Annotated in this window: 17 protein-coding genes; all 17 read left to right on the top strand. The window is 45.1% G+C overall.

All coding sequences use genetic code 11. The annotated features are described in order from the left end of the window. The first annotated feature begins 148 nt into the window (after positions 1-148). The 17 genes from GKS34_RS15805 (at position 149) to GKS34_RS15725 (ending at position 21683) form a co-directional block, all read left to right on the top strand. Complete coding sequence (locus GKS34_RS15805; protein WP_163385952.1) at positions 149-5161, top strand: translocation/assembly module TamB domain-containing protein; 5013 nt, start codon at positions 149-151, stop codon at positions 5159-5161. A 1-nt stretch (position 5162) separates the two neighbouring features. After that, positions 5163-7478, top strand: coding sequence for a translocation and assembly module lipoprotein TamL (gene tamL / locus GKS34_RS15800; protein ID WP_163385951.1), 2316 nt, complete (start codon positions 5163-5165; stop codon positions 7476-7478). 58 nt (positions 7479-7536) lie between these two features. Beyond that, the gene (locus GKS34_RS15795; protein ID WP_163385950.1) at positions 7537-8784 is read left to right on the top strand and encodes a dihydroorotase; all 1248 of its coding nucleotides are present in this window, start codon (positions 7537-7539) and stop codon (positions 8782-8784) included. Beyond that, complete coding sequence (locus GKS34_RS15790) at positions 8777-9304, top strand: DUF4199 domain-containing protein (protein ID WP_163385949.1); 528 nt, start codon at positions 8777-8779, stop codon at positions 9302-9304. The genes GKS34_RS15795 and GKS34_RS15790 overlap by 8 nt, the downstream gene beginning before the upstream one ends. A 2-nt stretch (positions 9305-9306) precedes the next feature. Continuing rightward, entirely contained in the window at positions 9307-9864 is a 558-nt protein-coding gene (locus tag GKS34_RS15785) for a DUF4199 domain-containing protein (RefSeq protein ID WP_163385948.1), read from the top strand. A gap of 6 nt (positions 9865-9870) precedes the next feature. Then, complete coding sequence (locus tag GKS34_RS15780) at positions 9871-10833, top strand: glycosyltransferase family 2 protein (RefSeq protein ID WP_163385947.1); 963 nt, start codon at positions 9871-9873, stop codon at positions 10831-10833. Continuing rightward, entirely contained in the window at positions 10833-11786 is a 954-nt protein-coding gene (locus GKS34_RS15775) for a glycosyltransferase family 2 protein (protein ID WP_163385946.1), read from the top strand. Before GKS34_RS15780 ends, GKS34_RS15775 begins: the two co-directional genes overlap by 1 nt. A gap of 338 nt (positions 11787-12124) precedes the next feature. Then, positions 12125-13531 (top strand): anthranilate synthase component I family protein, encoded by a 1407-nt coding sequence (locus GKS34_RS15770; RefSeq protein WP_163385945.1) that lies wholly within the window; start codon positions 12125-12127, stop codon positions 13529-13531. A 23-nt stretch (positions 13532-13554) separates the two neighbouring features. Next, positions 13555-14118 (top strand): anthranilate synthase component II, encoded by a 564-nt coding sequence (locus tag GKS34_RS15765; protein ID WP_163385944.1) that lies wholly within the window; start codon positions 13555-13557, stop codon positions 14116-14118. Between the two features lie 11 nt (positions 14119-14129). Then, a complete protein-coding gene (trpD, locus tag GKS34_RS15760) occupies positions 14130-15140 on the top strand; it encodes an anthranilate phosphoribosyltransferase (RefSeq protein ID WP_163385943.1) in 1011 nt (336 codons plus the stop codon). A 1-nt stretch (position 15141) separates the two neighbouring features. After that, complete coding sequence (gene trpC, locus GKS34_RS15755; RefSeq protein WP_163385942.1) at positions 15142-15963, top strand: indole-3-glycerol phosphate synthase TrpC; 822 nt, start codon at positions 15142-15144, stop codon at positions 15961-15963. Next, on the top strand, positions 15960-16613 hold the full coding sequence (locus GKS34_RS15750) for a phosphoribosylanthranilate isomerase (protein WP_163385941.1): 654 nt from the start codon (positions 15960-15962) through the stop codon (positions 16611-16613). Before trpC ends, GKS34_RS15750 begins: the two co-directional genes overlap by 4 nt. 12 nt (positions 16614-16625) lie before the next feature. Beyond that, the gene (trpB, locus tag GKS34_RS15745) at positions 16626-17804 is read left to right on the top strand and encodes a tryptophan synthase subunit beta (protein ID WP_163386113.1); all 1179 of its coding nucleotides are present in this window, start codon (positions 16626-16628) and stop codon (positions 17802-17804) included. Positions 17805-17809: 5 nt separating this feature from the next. Then, positions 17810-18583 carry a tryptophan synthase subunit alpha gene (trpA, locus tag GKS34_RS15740; protein ID WP_163386112.1) on the top strand — a complete coding sequence of 258 codons (774 nt, stop codon included), beginning with the start codon at positions 17810-17812 and terminating at the stop codon, positions 18581-18583. After that, a complete protein-coding gene (gene aroF / locus GKS34_RS15735; RefSeq protein WP_163385940.1) occupies positions 18580-19599 on the top strand; it encodes a 3-deoxy-7-phosphoheptulonate synthase in 1020 nt (339 codons plus the stop codon). Before trpA ends, aroF begins: the two co-directional genes overlap by 4 nt. Before the next feature lie 186 nt (positions 19600-19785). Continuing rightward, positions 19786-19992: a hypothetical protein gene (locus GKS34_RS15730; RefSeq protein ID WP_205602090.1), complete on the top strand. Its 207-nt coding sequence runs from the start codon at positions 19786-19788 to the stop codon at positions 19990-19992. 98 nt (positions 19993-20090) lie between these two features. Then, entirely contained in the window at positions 20091-21683 is a 1593-nt protein-coding gene (locus tag GKS34_RS15725) for a sialate O-acetylesterase (protein ID WP_163385939.1), read from the top strand. Positions 21684-21771 lie beyond the last annotated feature (88 nt).

The raw sequence follows: 21771 nt of genomic DNA, 5'->3' as shown, positions 1-21771 counted from the left end.
ACAGAAACGGATATCGTTTCCATTTCCTTGTAAATTTTGGTACAATGATTGATAATTAGTTTAGTAAAAAAAGTATACATGGGAGTGGGTGATTTATCCACTCTTTTTTTTACCCATATTTGTAGTATTGACTGATCGTAAAAAAATAGTGCGCCGCATTTTAAAAATATCCGGAAAGGTTTTTCTGGTGATAGGGATATTGGTGGTAATGCTGTTACTGTTAATCAGGAGTCCTTATGTCCAGGGAATTATCGTAGGTAAACTGACAAGCTATGTATCCGATAAGACGAATACCCGGGTTTCTATCGATCGCTTGTTTATTACTTTCCGCGGAAATCTGTATCTGGAAGGCCTCTTTTTGGAGGATCAAAAAGGAGATACCCTGATTTATTCGAATAAGCTCGAAACAGGGATGGAATTGATTCCTTACTTGAGAACGAATGAAATTTCCATCTCTCGTATGGAATGGGACGGGCTCAAGGCAAATATTCAAAGGGATAGCAAAGGAAAATTTAACTTTAATTTTCTGATGGACGCTTTTGTTGGAAGTAGTGATACCGATACGCTTCCTTCTTCAACTACCTCTGAAGATCCACAACCGCTGCCTGAAATAGCGGTAGGCCCAGTGAAGATTACGGATTGGAAGGTGCACTTTAAAGATGACCTTCTCGGAATCAACTCCATGTTGGCGCTGGGAAATGTGGAGTTGGGAGTAGAGAAGCTGTCTCTAAACAACATGGAATTCCATGTAAGTAAACTGCTATGGGAAGACAGTGAGCTACAATATACCCAAACCAAACCATTTCCGGAATCCACAGAAGAACCTACTTCAGATGCAGTAATGCCGCTGCTGGTAGTGGATCAACTCTCGCTAAGAAACATTCAGATGCTGTATCAATCCGCGCCGGACGGAATGGATGTGGCGGCTACCATCGGGGAGTTTCTGCTGGAATTACCGGAAGCCAATCTCCCGGAAAAGCGCGTTCTGATAAAATCATTATTACTAAAAAACAGTTCGGTGGATTATCAGTCTCAAACTGTAGCATCCGAAGCAGCCCCTACGGATACCGAATCGTCAGCGAAAAAAATTTGGTGGCCGGATTGGGAAGTAGAGTTAGCGGCTTTAGACCTGGAGCAAAACAATTTTAAGTATCAAGTCGATGGCAAGAACGGTGCCGCCGGAGTTTTTGACCCGGCGGATATTGAAATAAGCGAACTTAACCTGGAGCTTAACAATCTTTTCCTAAAAGCTAAAAGTGCAGGCATCTCTATCAAGCAACTTACATTTCGTGAGCGATCCGGATTTGGTTTGAAAAATCTTCAATTGGGAATGCGGGCGGATGATACGAATTTCAAATTAGATACCCTGTATTTGGTTACCTTTGCCAGCGCGGTTTCCGGAAGCATGGAACTCAGGTATCGCGATCTGAACGCCTTGGTGGCTGAACCAGAAGCCTCCGATTTTACCGTTCGGCTACCTACGATGCAAATCGGATTAGCGGATGCGTATTATTTTTCGCCAGAATTGGCAGAGGACCCCTACCTTCAAATACTGGAAAGCAAACCACTTCGTGGAGAGCTAAGCGCGAACGGTACACTAAATCAAATCAATCTGGAAAACTTTTCAGCTCGCTGGGGAAAAGAAACACGGGTAGATATGAACGGACAGATTGACCAACCTATGAACATGGACCGGCTTGAGTGGCGGCTGGATACCCTTACTTTTGCCAGTATTCACCGAGATTTGAACCGATTGTATCCTGAAGACAGTGTTGGTATTGCTTATCCGGGAAATGTCAGCTTAAGGTTGAAAAGTGAAGGGACGGTCGACTCTTTTTTTGTCCGCACCAGCATGGACGCTTATGGAGCCCACCTAAATCTGGATGCAGAGATAGCGGCTTTGGGTGAATACTACCGATTTGATATTCAATCCGAGTTGAGTCCGTTTCCGATGGGCGAATTGCTTCAAAACCCGGCATTAGGGAACGTAGGTTTTGAATTGGCTGCTTCAGGTAATACGGGACCGCCGGAGGCAATAGACCTCCAGGTGGAAACTGAGTTTACAGCCTTGGATTGGAATGAATACGATTATGAAGGCCTCAGCTTTAAGGCAGCTATTTCCGACGGTCAGGGAAATGTGGAACTTATTCATCAGGATGAGTGGCTGGATATGAAATTGTTGGCTTCGGTTGGAATTACCCCGGATGACCTTAATCTTGACCTGGATTTAGATCTGATCGGTGCAAATCTTTATCGGTTGAATTTAAGTTCCAGGGAACTCCGGGCAGCCATGGATCTGAAAGCAAATTGGGAAGGAAATACAACCTCCTACACGTTTCAATCTCAGATACGAAATGGAAACATAGTGTTGGATGAGCAGGCCCTTCCTGCGGGAGATTGGGATATAAATCTGATTGTAAGACCCGATACCACGGATTTTGCCATAGATAGCAATTTGTTACAGGGGGAGTTGCAGGCCAATTCCGACCCAATCAAGCTGTTTGAAAGTCTGAACCGCCATATTCGGCACTATTTTTCGGACAGCACCACTATTGTTGAAAGAGATAGTTCTTCAGCAATACGGGCGGATTTCAAATTAAAAGTCCTGTCCACCCTATTATTAGACCGGATACTCCTACCCGGGTTGGATGGAATGGACGAAGGGTCTATTGCGCTAACCTTTGACGAGGTACAAGAGAAGTTGGATGGGAGGGTTGATTTTCCATACATTTCTTACTCCGGACTCGTAGTAGACAGTCTGGGCATGCGGCTCAGTAGCGATTCGACTGATTTTAACTTTGCGTTCGGTTTAAAGGGCTTGGAATCCGGTCCGGTGTCACTGGGACCCACCTATTTCACTGGTAACATCCTGGAAGAATTGCTTTACCTGGATTTTAACGCCCTGGATAAAGAGGATAATACGCTGATGCATGTGGCTATGGATATCCGGTCCGAACAGGATACCCTGCAATTTCACATTAACCCGGATAGTTTAATTTTCAATAGAAAAGAATGGTCACTTCCAGCGGATAACGAGGTACTGATTGGACCATCTGTAGCCAAATTCCGAAATTTAACGTTCGGTAGGGAAAATCAAAATGTATCGATAGCCAATCAGTCCGAAAATGCGATTGCCCTGGAATTTGAAAATTTCCGAATGGCTACTTTTACGAGCTTGCTTAATGCAGACGAAACCATTGCCACCGGTTTGGTGAATGGGGAGGTAATCATAGAAAATCCATTTGGAGCCACCGGTTTTTTGGCTGATATTTCCGTGCGTGATTTGGGCTTGCTTCAGGTACCTCTGGGTAACCTTAGCCTCAAGGCGTCCTCAACCGATCAAACTACATACGATTTTAATCTGGCGCTTCGGGATAGCGGCACTAATCTGGATCTTGTGGGAGATTATGTAGCTGACCCCGCCGGTGCGCAGTTAAATATGGATCTCGTGTTAGAACGGTTGGAGATGGATGTACTTGCGGGGCTTTCAGGCGGGACCATTCAGGATGGTGCCGGCTATTTGGCAGGATCCTTTGAAGTAGCAGGAAGTACAAGTTCTCCTCAATATCAGGGTACCTTACAATTTCATGATACGGAATTCAAAATAGCCACCCTCAATGCCGTTTTTGCCCTGAGTGACCAAAAAATAGATCTGGATGAAAATGGGGTTTATTTAAATCAACTAACCATAAAGGATGCGCAAGGGGATGAATTCAGACTGGACGGGGAAATAGCAACGCCTAACTTTACGAATCCCGAATTCGACTTGAGGCTGGAAGCTTCTAATTTCAGGGTGTTGAATTCGACGGCGGAGGATAATGACCTGTTTTACGGAGATGCCATAATTGGAGCGAATGTCACCATTCAGGGAGATTTAAATTTGCCTGTGGTGGATGCTGAATTGACCGTTGAAAATGGTACTAACCTGAGTTTTGTGATTCCAGAAACTCAGTTGGATATCGTGGAACGGGAAGGGGTTGTTACATTTGTTAACAGACAAGATCCAGAGGATATTCTCACCAAGCGACTGGAGGAAAATATCAATGCCGGATTTTCCGGGTATGAGATTGCTGCTTTGATTAAGGTTTCTCCCGAATCGGTTTTTAACCTGGTAATTGATCAGCGTTCTGGCGACAACTTACTGGTGGAAGGGGAGGCAGACCTCCGGTTGAATATTGACCCAAACGGCCGGATTAATCTGACGGGTATGTATGAGCTTAGCCGGGGGCATTATGAACTAAGCTTGTATAGTCTGGTTAATAGAAGGTTTGATATCCAGGAGGGTAGTACCGTGACCTGGGCTGGTAGTCCACTCGATGCCAACATGGATATAACGGCAATCTATCGGATCAAAACATCGGCAGTAGGATTAATGACAGCTACGGCCGCAGGTGGTAGCAGGGAAAACATGATGCGGTACAGACAAGAGTTGCCGTTTTTAGTGTATCTGCATATTGATGGGGAATTACTCAGCCCATTAATTTCCTTTAATCTGGATATGCCGGAGCAGCAGCAGGGAGCCATCGGAGGTACCGTGTATTCTCAGGTGCAGCAATTGAATAACCGGGAAGGGGAACTGAATCGACAGGTTTTCTCACTATTGGTGCTGAACCGGTTTTTTCCAAATGGGGATAATGCCGGTGGGGGAGGTACCACGGCTATGGCTAGATCCAGTGTAAGTCAATTGCTTTCCGGGCAATTGAATAGTCTAACTGACAATGTACTGGGGGGAAGTGGCCTGGAGCTGGATATGGATTTGGATAGTTTTCAGGATTATCAGAGCGGGTCTCCTCAAGCCCGCACCCAACTGAATGTAAATGCCAGTAAACGTTTTCTGGATGATCGATTGGTCGTGCAGGTGGGTAGTCAGATAGATATCGAAGGAAGTTCTCAAAACAAGGGAACTGAAAATGCCTTGCTAGGGAATGTAAGTATCGAATACCTGCTTACCGAAAATGGGAGGTACCGTTTGCGGGGATTCCGAAAAAACCAGTTCGAAAGCTTCATTGACGGACAGTTGGTTGTAACGGGAATTTCTGTCATTTTTAATAGGGAATTTAACCGCTTTTATGAGTTATGGCAAGGGATAGAAACCCAGCGTAATGGCGGAAACCTCCAGGAGTCACCGAATGATGAATCGGATAAAAAACCAGAAAATTAATATGGATACCACTCATTTTCTTCGGTTTTTAAAATCAGGCTTGCCCTGGCTTTTCGCTCTGGTTATACTAGCACCTGCTTGCAATGTCACCAAATACATACCTGAAGACGAACTTTTGTACACAGGAGCAGAACTAAAAATTATCCAGGAAACACCGGATAAAGGTATCGGCAAGATCCGGGAAGAGCTTCAGGGCTTGCTCCGGCCAAAACCAAATAGCAAAATTTTAGGACAGTATCTGGGATTATGGTCCCATTTCAAAATGCAAAAGGAGCATCCGGGGTTTATTAATCGGTTTATTTACAATAAAATAGGAGAGGAACCCGTGTACCTGAGTCAGGTTCAGCCTGAAAAGACGGAGAAATTAATTCTAAACCGGCTGGATAACAACGGCTTTTTCTATGCAGAAGCCATTTCTACCTTTCGGCGTAAGGAAAAAAAGGGCCATATCAGATATGAAGTCCAACTTCCGACTCCTTATGTCTTGAATACCTATCAGTATGTCCGGGACAGTCTGCCTATTGACAAGCATCTCAGGGAACTTTTGAAATCAAGCGAAATAAAACCCGGGAAGCGTTTTGCTCTTGATCAATTGAAAGCGGAAAGAGAGCGATTAAATACGGAACTTAAAAACAGAGGTTTTTATAGTTTTAATCCCGATTTCCTGATATTTGAAGCCGATACCAACCAATACGAAACCAGAGAATTTGACTTGTTCTTACGACTCAAAGAATCGGTTCCTGAGGAAGGAATTTTACCCTACCAAATCCGGTCAATTGAGGTTTATCCCAACTATTCCCTGGATAAATATGGAGAAGAAACAGATACCACGCGGATTGAAGGAGTAGAATTTATCCAAAATGGCCTGTCTTTCAAACCCGAACTGCTTCGACAATACATCCTGATAGAAAAGGATGGCTTATTTAATGCCCAACAGTCCCGGTTAACCAGCAATCGGCTGTCGGGAATAGGTAACTTTCGATTTGTGAATATTCGGTACACGAAGGTAGGAGACAGCACGGATGTGCGGAAAGGGTTCCTGGATGCAAAAATTTTCCTCTCTCCTCTTGACAAGCGTTCGGTAAGAGCTGAACTTCAAGGGGTATCCAAATCTAATAACTTTGCCGGGCCGGCACTCCTTCTTAGCTATAGAAACAGAAACCTGTTTTATGGAGGAGAAACATTTAGTCTGACAGGAAAGTTAGCCTATGAAAGCCAGATCGCAGCCGGTGATCGAGACGGTTTGAGTGCATTTGAGTTTGGACTAAAGGGGGATTTGATATTCCCCAGAGTAGTTTTTCCTATACCTATCAAAGAGCGCTTTGCCTATTCGGTCCCTAAAACCAAAATTAGTCTGGGGACAGAATACCAGGACAGGAGAGGTTTGTATCGGCTCAATTCCTTGTCTGCTACTTACGGCTATTTTTGGAATGCAAATCGCTTTGTCTACCATGAAATCAACCCAATAAGTTTAAATTTTGTTAATTTATCCAATACATCCGGGGAATTTGAAGATATCTTGAATAATAACCCTTTTTTAAGACAGAGTTTTGAACAACAATTTATTGCTGGCGTTACTTACAGTTTTGCTTTTAATAAATTGATGGATAAATACCGGACACACAGCATTTACTTTGGTGCGAATCTGGATTTGGCCGGATTCGGCTTACGGTTTGCCAATAATATTGTCAATGGAGCCAACCCCAATACTTTCCTCGGATTTAGTTATGCTCAATACAACAAAGGGGACATAGATTTTAGGTATTATTGGCGGTTTACAGAGGAAAGGTTACTTGCCCTGCGGCTATTTGGGGGAGTGGGTTTGCCTTACGGCAATTCTGTTTCGCTGCCTTTTGTAAAGCAGTATTTTTCGGGTGGGCCCAACAGTATTCGGGCATTTCGGATTCGCTCCCTGGGCCCGGGATCTTTCCGACCGGATAGCCAATCCACCGCCAACTTTTTTGATCAGGCGGGGGATGTGCGTTTGGAAGGTAATCTGGAATTTCGGTTTCCCATTATATCCTATCTCAAAGGAGCTATTTTTGTGGATGCTGGAAACGTATGGTTAGTGAATGAAAACGAAGCGTTACCTGGAGGGAAAATGGGAAAAGACTGGTACCGGGAGTTGGGCATCGGCGCAGGAATCGGTTTGCGTGTGGATATTGAGTTTTTTGTCCTTCGGTTTGACCTGGCTACGCCTCTGCGGCGACCCTATAGTCAGGAAGGGGAGCGTTGGGAAAGAGACTTCCGATTTGGTGATAATGACTGGAGAAAAGAAAACCTAATCTTCAATTTTGCTATTGGTTATCCGTTCTGATTAATAAATTTCCATTTTAAGGAATAAAATTGCAGTTTTGCAAAAATACTTTCCGCTCATGACCGTACGTTTTCAGTCTCTTAAAATTATTACTGAAAAGGAAATTCTTCCTCCTGCAGATTATATTTTTGATGGCAGTTCCCTGGAGAAAACTACTAGCGATACTTCCGGGGAGAATGAAACCGCGATTGACTGTTCAAAGTTTTTGGGATCCAGGGGTTGGACAGATCTGAGGTGCTTTTCTGGAGAACCTGGAATGGAATACAGGGAAACGCTCGAAAGCCTTGGCGAAGCCCTGACTCAAGGAGGAATGACGGAAGCGGTACTGCTACCGAATACCCAACCTCCTCTGCAGACAAAAAACGAGGTAGCTTATGTTCAGAGCAGAACGGCACATCTCTTTCCGACGTTTCATGTGCAAGCTGCCGTGACCAGAAATCTGATGGGGGATGAATTGACAGAAATGCTGGACCTGAATCACTATGGGGTCCGGGTATTTGGAGAAGGGCTGACCGCCTTATCTCATTCAGACCGTATGATGAAAGCTTTGCAGTATCTTCAAAAATTTGAAGGCGTTCTTTTTGATCAAAGTCAGGATCCCATGCTGGCCCTATTTGGACACATGCACGAGGGAATGGTATCTACCTGCCTTGGGTTGAAGGGCATTCCGGATCTGGCGGAGGAAGTAGCGGTACAAAAAAATCTGGAAATTCTTCGCTACACAGGAGGAAGGCTGCATTTTCAGACTGTGAGTACCGTCGGAGCCCTGCAGCATATCCGCAGAGCCAAAGAAGAAGGTCTGGCAGTAACGGCGGATGTTTCTATCTATCAGTTACTTTTTACAGACGAGGACCTTAAGGATTTTGATACGCGGTTGAAAGTTCTGCCGCCCTTTCGTGGAAAGGCTCAGCGGGAGGCGCTGGTGGAGGGATTGAAAGACGGTACCCTCGATGCACTGGTGTCAAACCATGTTCCGCACGACAACGATGCAAAAAATATGGAATTTGATTTGGCTCCCTTTGGGATGTCAGGCTTGCCTACTTTTATCCCAGCTTTGGTGAAGCTTGCGGAAGAGTTGGGATATCCTTTACTGATCAGCAAACTCACTTCCGGGCCTAAAAAAGTATTGGGTCTGAATGAGGAGGCCTGGACTAGCCTCACGGTTTTTGACCCCGATGAGGCCTGGGTTCTGGATCAGGGTAGCAATGCTTCCTTAGCTGAAAACAGTCCCTATTGGAGGCAGACGGTAAAAGGCCGTGTAAAATACCTGGTCAATAACGGTAAAACGAAGGGTGTCCATGAATAAGTACTGGAATGCTGCTTACCCATTTGGTATTTCCGGAGCTGGTTTGTGCTTGTTGGGAATGCTGGCGATGTACTTTCTGGAAGTAGAACCCGTAAGTATGAATCTGATCATAGGCTATATTTTCACGCCCATTTTTGTTTTTTTTGGGATCAAAAACTTTCGGGATAGCTACAATCAGGGTGAACTCTTTTTCAGTCAAGGGATGACCGTGGGTTTCTTTGTATATACATTGATGGCTGTACTTTCCGGTTTGTACGTATTGATATTCCTGCAGGTAGAACCGCAAGCATTCGAAACGTTCAGGCAGGTAAACCTGAACCTGATGCTGGACAATCAGGAGGTTTTCAAAGAACAGTTGAATGAAAAAGCCTATACCGACACCTATGAAAGCATCGCCAATATGAGTAGGTGGGATGTGGCCCTCAACGATTTTCTTAGAAAAATCTTCCCAGGTTTGTTTTTTACCATCATAATTTCCATAATTTTAAAAAGGTCTATTGAATCAAAACAACTTTCTTAATTATGGAACCACAATCTCAACCATCAAATTCCCCTGCCAAGGCAGCACTTAACTCCGGGCTGATTATTGGTCTGGTCATGCTAAGCATCAATTTCATCGTTTATTTCATGGATTACAGCTACCTGGTAGCTGCATGGTACGGTTTTCTGGTATTGGTGCTGTTTTTTGCACAAGTAATTTATTTTGGCAAGCAGTATCGAAAAGAGATCGGTGGATTTATGGATTTTGGAACTGCATTTCAGTTTGCTTTTGTAACGCTTATTGTGTCCGGACTGATCACCACGATAGGAAATATGCTGTTATACTTTGTCATACACCCTGGGCTCCCTGAATTACTGGTAGAAACGCAATTGGAAAATATGGTCGCCATGTTGGATAGCCTGGGTGCCGGAGATAGCCTATCCGGAGATCAGATCGATGATATGCGCAATGAAATGGCATCCAATTTCACTTTTTTGGGGCAAATTAAAGCATTTGGGATTTCTCTGATCATCTACGCAGTTCTTGCACTGATTCTTGGAGCCATTCTTAAAAAAAGAGACAAATCGACAGACTTTTAATATCGCATGCCGCAGTTATCCATCCTCATACCCGTTTATAATGAAGAAGAATCCCTTCCCGAACTCCAGGACTGGATACACAAGGTGATGGAGGCTTCTAGGCTGGATTTTGAACTAATATACATCGATGACGGCTCGAGCGATAATTCCTGGAAAGTGATTCAGGACTTATCCGGAAAGGACTGCCGGGTGAAGGCAGTCCGATTTATTCGCAATTACGGAAAATCGGCTGCTCTGGATGTTGGTTTTTCAAAAGCTGATGGTGAGGTAGTGGTGACCATGGATGCGGATCTTCAGGATAGCCCCGAGGAAATTCCTGATCTTTATCGAATGATTAAAGTGGAGGGGTATGACCTGGTCAGCGGGTGGAAAAGAAAACGGTATGACCCCCTTTCCAAAACCCTGCCTTCCCGGTTTTTTAATGGAGTGACTCGCTTGTTGTCAGGAATTCCCTTACATGATTTTAATTGTGGGCTAAAGGCCTATTCCCAGCGGGTAGTCAAAAACATTCACATCTATGGGGAAATGCATCGCTACATCCCGCTGATTGCTAAATGGAATGGGTTTGGCAAAATAGGAGAAAAGGAAGTCGCGCATCGGCCCCGAAAGTACGGAACCACGAAGTTTGGCTTGGAACGTTTTATTCACGGCTTCCTGGACCTGATTTCCGTTTCCTTTGTCAACCGCTACCGAAAAAATCCCATGCATTTTTTTGGAGCTTTGGGAACCCTCTCATTTTTGTCTGGTTTTATCATCACGGTTTGGTTGATCTTTGAAAAAATCCAGGGGCTGCGAAACGGAATCGCTGTTCGCGAAATTACCGATCAACCCCTGTTTTTTCTAGCTCTGGTGGCGCTGATAGTCGGTGTTCAACTTTTTCTAACCGGATTTTTGGCCGAGATGATGACTTCAAATACTTCCGTGAAAAGTGATTACAATATTGCCGAGGAAATCAAGAAAGCTAACTGATGCATTTTTCAGTCATTATCCCGGTGTATAACCGTCCATCTGAGGTCTTAGAACTACTGGAAAGTCTGAGCCGACAATCCTACCCGAACTTTGAAGTGTTGATTGTGGAGGACGGTTCGGAGATCACCTGTGCGGCTGAGGTTAATTCCTTCAAGGATAGGTTGGACCTGACCTACCATTTTCAGTCAAATACCGGACAGGGTTTTGCCCGAAACAAAGGGATGAAACTGGCCCGGGGAGATTATTTCGTCTTTTTTGATTCTGACTGTTTGGTTCCCCCAGCTTACTTGAAAATCCTTGATGAAGCGATTCTAAATCGATCTCTGGATGCCCATGGAGGGCCAGATGATGCAGATGCAAGTTTTTCTGACTGGCAGAAAGCAATGAATTTTAGCATGACCTCTTATTTGACCACCGGTGGGATCCGGGGGAAAATGAAAAATCCAGCAAAATATCAGGCAAGAGGCTACAACATGGGCTTTTCCAGAGAAGTTTATGAAAGGATTGGAGGCTTCGTTCATCCCAATATGGCAGAGGATATCGAAATAAGTATGCGGATCAAAAAAGCAGGGTTCCGGTTGGAACTGATTCCAGAGGCCAGCGTTTTTCACCGCCGGAAAAACACCCTGGGATCCTTTTTCAGACAAAGTTACCAGTTCGGCAGAAACAGGGTATTCATTCGCCGGTTTCACCCGGAGGCTGTAAAATGGGTTCATTGGTTACCTGTACTTTTTCTCACAGGGGTGGTGATGATGCCTTTACTCCACCTTCTTTATCCTACATTGGGCATCGTTTTGACTGCTTGTTATAGTTTGTGGACACTTGCAGTGTTTGTATCCTCTTTCGAAAGTTTGAAAGTAGCGCTACTGGCGGTGGTCACCTCTTACGGACAGTTGTTGGGATACGGGCTGGGGATAATTCGGGAGTTTTGGCTTCCGGAAAAAATGGACTAATGTGCTAAGTTTTGCAAAAAGGAGCAGGTTTTATTCCAAGAAAAGTTGCTTTCTCATCCCTCCTGACTCTAAGGATTTACAGATGCTGCGGTAGATTCCTTTCTCAGGAAAAGCTGGCAAAAAATTCCCAGATAAAATAAATCCCTTTTATTTTTGATAATGGCGGTCCTTTTCTATATTTGCCCAACCTTATGAAAAAAACGAATCAAATTTGGTGGTGGTTGTCATACTTCTTTTAGAGGGAGAACAGCTATCCATTGCCAAAATTTGTTAGTATCAATATAACCAAGGCTTGCTGGACTCCCGGCAGGCCTTTTTTTATTTTAAAAACACAGCATATGAATCCAATCAACATCAAAACCCGGTATAAAAAGCTGCTGGCGGATACCATCACCCCGGTGAGCATCTACCTGCAGATTCGGGATAGGTACCACAATACCATCCTGCTTGAAAGCTCCGATTACCACGGAAACGAAAACAGTTATTCGTATATCTGTTGCGAACCGATGGCCTCTTTTTCACTAACAAACGGTGAGCTTAGGCAATCGCTACCCAATCAGAAAACCACGGCCAGAGAACTCGAGCCTGGTGAAAAAATCATGGACGCCTTGCGCCAGTTTTCCAATACCTTTCAAGAAGAAAAGCTGGATTTTAAATTCATCACCAACGGGTTGTTTGGGTATATTCAGTACGATGCTGTCAATCATTTTGAGGATATTACCTTACATAATACCGAAACTTCCGGAATTCCGTTGATCCATTACGCAGTGTATAAAAACATGATCGTGGTGGATCATTTTAAAAACGAATTACACATTTTTGAGCATTACCTGGAGGGGGAACCTGGCGAATCGGGAATTTCTAAAATTGAGATGATTCTAAACAATAAGAACATCCCGAGTTATGATTTTAAGTTGGATGGAGAAGAAAGCTCCAATTATACCGATGCAGAATTCTTGGACATACTAGCAAAAGGAAGGGATCATTGCTTTCGGGGAGATGTGTTTCAAATCGTTCTTTCCCGTGCTTTTTCCACCGGATTTAAAGGAGATGAGTTTAATGTTTACCGGGCACTCCGTTCCATCAATCCTTCTCCCTATTTGTTTTATTTTGATTATGGGTCCTATAAAGTTTTTGGCAGCAGCCCGGAAGCCCAAATAGTGGTAAAAGGCAATAAAGCAACCATTTACCCTATTGCAGGTACATTTAAACGAACCGGAAATGATAAGGCAGATGCGCAACTTGCCATCAAGCTTTACGACGATCCCAAAGAAAACTCAGAGCACGTTATGTTGGTGGACCTGGCGAGAAATGACCTCAGCCGCTCTTCCGAGAAGGTAAATGTGGAAGTCTTTAAGGAAATACAGTATTACTCGCATGTAATCCATTTGGTTTCTAAAGTTACCGGCGAATTACCAGAAGGAGCCAATCCGCTTCAACTTGTTGCCGACACTTTTCCAGCCGGAACGCTTTCGGGAGCTCCCAAGTACCGAGCCATGGAATTGATCGATTCCCTGGAAAATAAGGCTAGAAAGTTTTACGGGGGGGCAATCGGATTTCTTGGATTCAATGGAGACTTCAACCATGCCATTTTGATTCGTTCTTTTATTTCGGAAAACAACCAGCTACGCTTTCAGGCGGGTGCAGGGGTCGTGGCCAAATCTTCCATTGAGAGCGAACTTCAGGAAGTCAGCAACAAGCTGGAAGCGTTGCGGGTCGCCCTGAAATCAGCAGAGGCCATTTAATTTTACTTGAAAACAACATACCAATGAAAATACTGGTACTGGATAATTACGATTCATTCACTTACAATCTGGTTTATATACTTCGCGAGCTGGGCTGTGAATTAGATATTTACCGCAACGACAAGATCAGGCTTGAGACGGTGGATCAATATAACAAAATACTGCTATCACCTGGTCCGGGGATTCCGTCAGAAGCGGGGATCATGCCGGAACTAATCAAAAAATACGCCCCCACCAAAGATATCCTGGGCGTGTGTTTGGGGCACCAGGCCATTGGTGAGGCCTTTGGTGGAGGGTTAATTAACCTAAGCGAGGTCGTGCATGGTGTGGCTTCCAAGGTGCGGATTCAACCAGACCCGCTATTTAAAGGGCTGCCTGAATTTTTTACCGTAGGAAGGTACCACAGTTGGGTCATAGATGAAACCCTGCTGCCCAAAGAATTGGAGGTGATAGCCAAAACACCCGATGGACAAATCATGGCTGTCAGGCATGTTGAATATCAGGTAAAAGGTCTGCAGTTTCACCCGGAAAGTATTTTGACCGAACACGGCGTAGAAATAATAAAAAACTGGATTGAAGGAGAATAAACCACTGGATTATGAAAGAAATTCTGAATCACCTGATTGAACATAAAACCCTTAATAAGGAACAGGCAAAAGGGGTATTAAAAGAAATGACCTCAGGCGAGGTAAACCAAAGCCAGATGGCCGCTTTTTTGACCATATTTATGATGCGCAGCGTTCGGGTTGAGGAACTCATGGGTTTCCGGGAGGCCATGCTGGAACGATGCATTCCGGTGGACATTCCCGAGTACGATGCCATTGATCTCTGTGGCACCGGAGGAGATGGAAAGGATACCTTTAATATATCTACCCTGGCTTCCTTTATTGTAGCAGGGGCTGGCCAGCCGGTTGCCAAGCATGGAAATGTGGGTGTATCCTCCGTTTGCGGGTCCTCCAACCTCCTGGCCCATTTTGGGTATGAATTTACCAATGATGTGGACAAGATTAAAAGCAGCCTGGATAGGGCAGGGATCTGTTTTCTGCATGCTCCCTTGTTTCACCCGGCGATGAAGCACATCGGACCCGTACGAAAGGAGTTGGGTGTAAAAACGTTTTTCAATATGCTTGGTCCCATGGTAAACCCCAGTTTTCCAAAAAAACAATTGGTGGGCGTTTTTAGTCTTGAACTAGCCCGTTTGTATGGGTACCTTTACCAAAACAATGAGGTACGGTTTAGCATCTTGCATTCCCTGGACGGATACGATGAAATCTCCCTTACAGGAGATCTGAAGTGGATTTCAAATGCTGGGGAAAAGGTCGTGAATCCGCAGGACCTGGGGTTTGAGACAGTGTCTCAAGAAGCGATTATTGGCGGGGCTACGGTAGAAGATTCTGCCAAAATATTTACCGATATCCTGCAAGGCAAGGGGAGCCCTGCACAGGAAGCGGTGGTGATTGCCAACGCAGCGGCAGCATTAGTTACCTCCAAACCAAATTGGACATTCCAGAAAGCCAGAGAAACCGCCACGGAAACCCTTAAAAATGGAACGGCTTTTAAGGTGTTTAAAAAAATGATTGATCCGCAAACTTCCATTACTACCCGATGATATGAACATACTGGATACCATTATTGCCCATAAAAGAGAAGAAGTGGCCGAGCGAAAGGCACTCTATCCGGAGAAATTGCTGGAACAAAGCCTGTTTTTTGGAAGCCCGGTGGTTTCTATGAAAAAATACGTAACCGATCCGGAAAAAACAGGTATCATCGCCGAATTTAAAAGAAAGTCCCCATCGAAGGGCTGGATCAATTCAACGGCAGAGATAGAAAAAATTACCATTGGGTACATGCAAGCAGGAGCTTCCGCTCTTTCGGTGCTCACCGACCAAACGTATTTTGGGGGATCGGCGGAGGATTTGAAACTGGCAAGAAAGTTTAATTATTGTCCCATCCTTCGAAAAGACTTTATGGTGGATGCCTACCAATTGATTGAGTCAAGGGCCATGGGAGCAGATTGCATCTTGCTAATAGCTGCTGCTTTGACACCTCAAAAAATCCGGGAACTGGCTGCTCTGGCCAAAGAGCTGGGAATGGAAGTGTTGCTGGAAGTTCATAACCGTGAAGAATTGGATGCATCCCTAAACGAATTCGTAGACCTGGTAGGCGTAAATAACCGGAACCTTAAAACCTTTGAAGTAAACATAGAAACTTCCCTGGAATTGGTTCAGGTGATACCAGAAAAGTTTATCCGGATCTCGGAAAGTGGACTTTCTGATCCGGCTACTCTGGTTGCGCTAAAGCAGGCTGGTTTTGACGGATTCCTTATTGGTGAAAATTTTATGAAAACGATCCGACCCCATCAGGCAGCGTTAAACTTTATGAATCAGTACCGCAAATTACTAAGGGCACAAACTGAAAACACCCGCGCATGATCATTAAAGTCTGTGGTATGGCCGATCCCGAAAACATCAGTGGACTTGCGGAGCTTGGACTGGTGGATTGGATGGGCATGATTTTCTATCCCCCCTCCAGACGGTATGTGCCGGCGTTTTCTGTGGATCCGCAATATTATCAGCGCCTGTCCTTGCCGAAGGTAGGCGTATTTGTAAACGCCACCCCGGACGAGATCCAACGGGTGGGGAAAGCATATGGGCTCGATAAAGTTCAACTTCATGGAGATGAATCTCCGGGGCAAGTAAGGGAAATCAAAATCCAGACAGGGCTGCCCCTGATCAAAGTGCTTCGGATCGGAAAGGATTGGTCCTGGCAGGGATTGGAAGCCTATGAAGAACTGGTGGACTATTTTCTGCTAGATACCGATGGTCCTTCGTATGGAGGTACCGGCCATCGATTTAACTGGGAAATTATTAAACAATACCCCTTCCACAAACCGTTTTTACTCAGCGGGGGAATTCAGGCAGACCAGGCCGGGCAGTTGGTGGATTTGTACCAGTCCTCTCCACACATGGGAGGTATTGATATCAATTCAAAATTTGAGGTCAGACCGGGGCTAAAAGACCTGGACCTGATTCGCGACTTTGCCAGTCAAATCAGACAGGAACTACAGAAAACCAAAGAATAAATGGATATACCGATGATAAAAGTTGACGAAAATGGATTTTATGGGCAATTTGGCGGAGCCTATATCCCCGAAATGCTTTATCCCAATATTGAGGAGTTGCGGGAGAATTACGAATCAATCATGGAATCTCCTGCTTTTCGGGAAGAGTTTGATTCCTTGCTGAAAGATTATGTAGGCCGGCCCACGCCTTTATTTCTCGCCAAAAGGCTTTCGGAAAAATACGGAGCAAAGATATACCTTAAGCGGGAAGATCTCTGCCATACAGGTGCCCACAAGATCAATAATACCGTAGGTCAGATCATTTTGGCTAAAAAGCTTAATAAAAAGCGCATCATTGCCGAGACAGGAGCTGGACAGCATGGCGTGGCTACGGCTACCGTCTGCGCCCTGATGGGAATGGAATGTACGGTGTATATGGGAGCGGTAGACATGGAAAGGCAGAAGCCCAACGTGGAGCGCATGCGAATACTGGGGGCTACCGTGGTGCCTGCCAACTCGGGAAGCAAAACGCTGAAAGACGCCACCAATGAAGCCATGCGGCAGTGGATCAATAACCCGGTGGATACCCATTATATTATCGGCTCAGTGGTAGGGCCCCACCCGTATCCGGAAATGGTAGCCCGGTTTCAATCTGTAATTTCCGCAGAGATGAAGATACAACTCAAAGAAAAGGAAGGCAGGGAAAATCCAGATCTGGTCATTGCTTGCGTAGGCGGAGGCAGTAATGCGGCAGGTGCTTTTTACCACTATTACAATGAACCTTCTGTTCGTTTAATTGCCGTCGAAGCTGCCGGTTTGGGAGTGTTTTCGGGCAAGTCAGCAGCAACCACCTTGCTTGGAAAACCGGGGATTTTACATGGAAGTAAGACGCTACTTATGCAAACCGAAGATGGACAAGTGGTGGAGCCCCACAGTATTTCGGCAGGCCTGGATTATCCGGGTATTGGACCGGTACATGCCCATCTGTTTGAATCTGGCAGGGGAGAGTTTGTGGCAGTAGAGGACGAGCATGCCATGCAGGCAGGTATCGAGGTTAGCCGGTTGGAGGGAATCATCCCCGCCATTGAATCAGCACACGCTTTTTCAGCACTAAACCAGATCCAATATCAACCAACTGACGTGATCGTCATCAACCTTTCCGGCAGGGGGGATAAAGATTTAGATACCTACATCAAATGGGGAAATTACTAGCAGATATGAACCGCATAGACGAATTATTTAAACAAAAAAAGGAGCGCATTTTATCCATCTATTTTACGGCGGGTTTCCCGAAACTTGGGGATACGCTGACCATTATGGAGGCCATAGAATCGGCCGGTGCCGATATTATTGAGATAGGAGTGCCTTATTCGGATCCCATAGCAGATGGTCCCACCATTCAGGAAAGCAATAATCAGGCTTTGAAAAACGGAATGACCTTAAAATTACTTTTTGAGCAATTAAAGAAACTACGGGAAAAAGTGAGTATTCCCGTAATCCTGATGGGATACCTTAATCCCGTTGTACAATATGGAATGGAGGCCTTTTGTAAAAAATGCAAGGAAGTGGGTATTGACGGTCTGATTTTGCCTGATTTGCCCATGCAGCAATACCTTTCGGAATACAAGGCCTTATTTGACACCTACGATTTAAGAAATACCTTTCTGATTTCTCCACAAACGGCTGAGGAAAGGATACGGCAGATTGACCAACATACCGATGGGTTTATTTATATGGTCTCTTCGGCAAGTATTACGGGTGCCAAAAAGGAGATCACACCCGAGCAGGTGGCTTATTTTGAGCGGGTAAAAGCCATGAAGTTGAATAATCCCCGGCTGATCGGATTTGGGATTTCAGATAAGCCTTCCTTTCAAACTGCCTCCGCCCATTCCCATGGTGCGATTATCGGCAGTGCATTCATCAATGTTTTGAGGGAGTCGACGGATTTAAAAAAGGATATTTACGAATACATTCAAGGCATCATATCATGATTATACAGCTTAAACAGGAGATCAGTTCTGGCCAAAAGGAAACGTTAATACAAAAAGTGACTGGTTTGGGGTATACCGTTACGGAAGTAAAAACGCAGGTGGGCAATTACCTTATCGGTATCGGAAAGAAGGCCTTTGATATTCGGAAAATAGGCGCGCTTGACGGAATTCAGGACATTCACATCGTATCCGACGAATACAAGCTGGTTTCAAAAAAATGGAAAGTCAAACCAACCCGAATTGATCTGGGAGATGGGATTGCGATTCAGGATGGGGAAATGGCCATCATTACCGGGCCCTGCTCCATCGAATCAGAGGAGCAGATTGTCAAGGTGATCAATCACATGAAGGAAAATAACCTAACCATGATGCGGGGAGGTGTTTTCAAGCCCAGGAGTAGTCCGTACGCATTCAGAGGACTGGGTATGGATGGGCTCAAATTATGGTATCGCCTGGCCAAAGCCGCGGGAATTAAAATCGTCACAGAAGTGATGCAGGTATCCCAAATTGAAGAAATGTACGATTACGTGGATGTATTTCAGGTAGGAGCCAGAAACACCCAAAATTTCAATTTGCTGGATGAATTGGGAAAGGTGGACAAAGCCGTTTTAATTAAGCGCGGTATTTCCGGAACCATTGAGGAGCTTCTACAATCGGCTGAGTATGTTTTTTCTGGAGGCAACGAAAAGTTGATTTTGTGTGAACGGGGTATCCGGACCTATGAAAAAGCAAGTAGAAACACGCTGGATCTGAATGCCGTACCCATTCTCAAATCCAAGTCCCACTTACCTGTGGTGGTGGACCCCTCTCATGGCATTGGTATTCGGGAGTTTGTCCCACAGATGGCGCTGGCAGGAGTGATGGCGGGTGCTGACGGGATCATTTACGAATCCCATGAGAACCCGGATAAGGCCTATTCTGACGGGCAGCAAACCCTTAATTTTGCGCAAAGTTCCTTGCTCGCTGATCAAATTCGGAAAACCTTTGCCATGCGAAAAACCTTCGACTTGCTATAAAGGAATTGCTGAGGAAATGAGGTTTCGGATTAATTAAACTGTATGAATAAACCCTGGCCGCTTAGAAACAGGTTGCTTGATTTTCCGTTAATTGGAGGAGCGCAAAGAATCCTTTTTGGCGAAGAATAGTGAAAAAAATGCACAGCCGAAGCCAAGATCCACTCTATAAAAGCGTTACCTAAAAACATGGCAGCTAACTATTCTACAAAGATTCTTTCTGATCCGAGACTCAAACACATGCAGCAGGAATACGAGAAGTATACTGCGGAAGATTTTCAGGTTTGGAAAATTCTCTTTGAACGGCAATACAAAAACCTTCCCGACGCTGCTTTCCGAAAATTTCTGGATGGACTGGAATTGATCGGTTTTTCTTCGGATCGAATCGCTGATTGAAGAAAAATTGGAGGAACTTCTTCAAAAAGCAGACTGAATTACAAAAGATTTTCTTTATTCTTGATCCGGCAATTCACCAAAACCCAATTAAAGATCCTATGAGTGTTTCGATTAAAAGCCTATTCCTGATCCTGTTTGGCTGGCAGCTATGTTTACAGGTTTCTGCCCAGGGAGCAAAAGATCTGGATATCTACCTGGCCATTGGCCAGTCCAACATGGCAGGTAGGGCCACCATTCAGCCGGATCTTTCCGGCCCCCTGGAAGGCGTCTTTTTATTTACCGGGGAAGATTGGGTCCCGGCCAGAAATCCCCTCAATATTCACTCTACCATCCGAAAAGATAGCAGCATGCAGCGCCTGAGTCCTGCCTACGGTTTTGCCAGGAAGATGAAAAGCCTTCAAAGCAATAAAAACCTGGGTCTTGTGGTCAATGCCAAAGGGGGTAGTGCCATTGAGGAATGGATGCCAGGAACTCCGTTTTTCAGGGACATGCTACAAAGAGCCCGGCTCGCTTCCAGGGATGGCATCCTTCGGGGAGTGATTTGGCATCAGGGCGAATCAAATGCCGACCAAGCTGACTTGTACCTGGATCAGATTAGTCAGTTTATAGGTGCCCTGCGGGATTCCCTGTCGTTACCAGAATTACCTTTTGTAGCCGGACAACTTTCGGAAGCAAAAGAATCGAGAAAACCTTTGAACAAAAAATTGCTGCTACTCCCGGAAAAGGTGCCACACACGGCAGTAGTCCTTTCATTTGGGACAACTACATTTGATAGCACCCATTTTGACAGTCCCAGTCAGGTACTGCTTGGAGAACGATACGCCGATAAAATGAACACACTTCTGAAGGAAAACCAAGGCGAGCAAAGCTTTGCTTTCGGGCTTATTGCCGACGTGCAATATGCTGATGCAGAGACGGCTGGAAAACGTAATTACCGGGGTACCTTGGCCATTCTGGAGCAAACCATTCCTTTTCTAAATGCATTTGATCCGGATTTTATCGTAAGCCTGGGGGATCTGATCGATCGGGATTTTGCAAGTTTTGCTGCCCCACTGGGCCTTTTGGAGGCCGCCAATGCCCCTTTACATCATGTTTGGGGTAACCATGACTTTTCGGTAGCGGACAGCTTGAAAGCGAAGGTTGGTGACAAGTTGGGAAACCCATCGGGGTACTATTCCTTTGAAAAGGGAAACCTGGTTTTTCTGATGCTCAATGGAATGGATATTAGCCTGGAAGGTCATCCGGAGGGAACTGAAAATTATAGGAAAGCCAGCGAATTGATGGCCCGGCTGGAAGCTTCCGGTGCTAACAATGCCAAACCCTGGAATGGGGGCATCGGTGAAAAACAAATGGATTGGCTGGTTTCTGAGGTAAGAAATGCCGAGGAATCCGGCAAGAAGGTGCTTGTCTTTTGCCATTACCCACTCCTTCCGGAAAATGGCCTTCATCTACTCAATAACCAGGAGGTACTGGCAAAAATCGGTCATTCTCCGGCTTTGGTTGCTTGGTTTTCAGGGCATCATCATGAGGGAAATTATGTAAAAGACCCCCAAGGTGTGCACCACCTCACCCTTCAAGGGATGGTGGAAGCGCAATCTCCGGCCTCGGGGGCGGTGGTTCGGGTTTATTCCGATAAATTGATCCTTCATGGAATCGGGGATGAAATGGACCGAATCCTGGAATTCAGGTGATTACCCGATCGTCTCGGCTGTTTTCCGAAAAGCCGGCGGAACTTTCCAAATTTGGTACTGGATTAATTTTTATATTAGCGCTTTAAAT

It is taken from the genome of Cyclobacterium jeungdonense, from assembly GCF_010994275.1.
Taxonomy (GTDB): domain Bacteria; phylum Bacteroidota; class Bacteroidia; order Cytophagales; family Cyclobacteriaceae; genus Cyclobacterium; species Cyclobacterium jeungdonense.
This window is presented reverse-complemented; position numbering and strand designations above follow the sequence as displayed.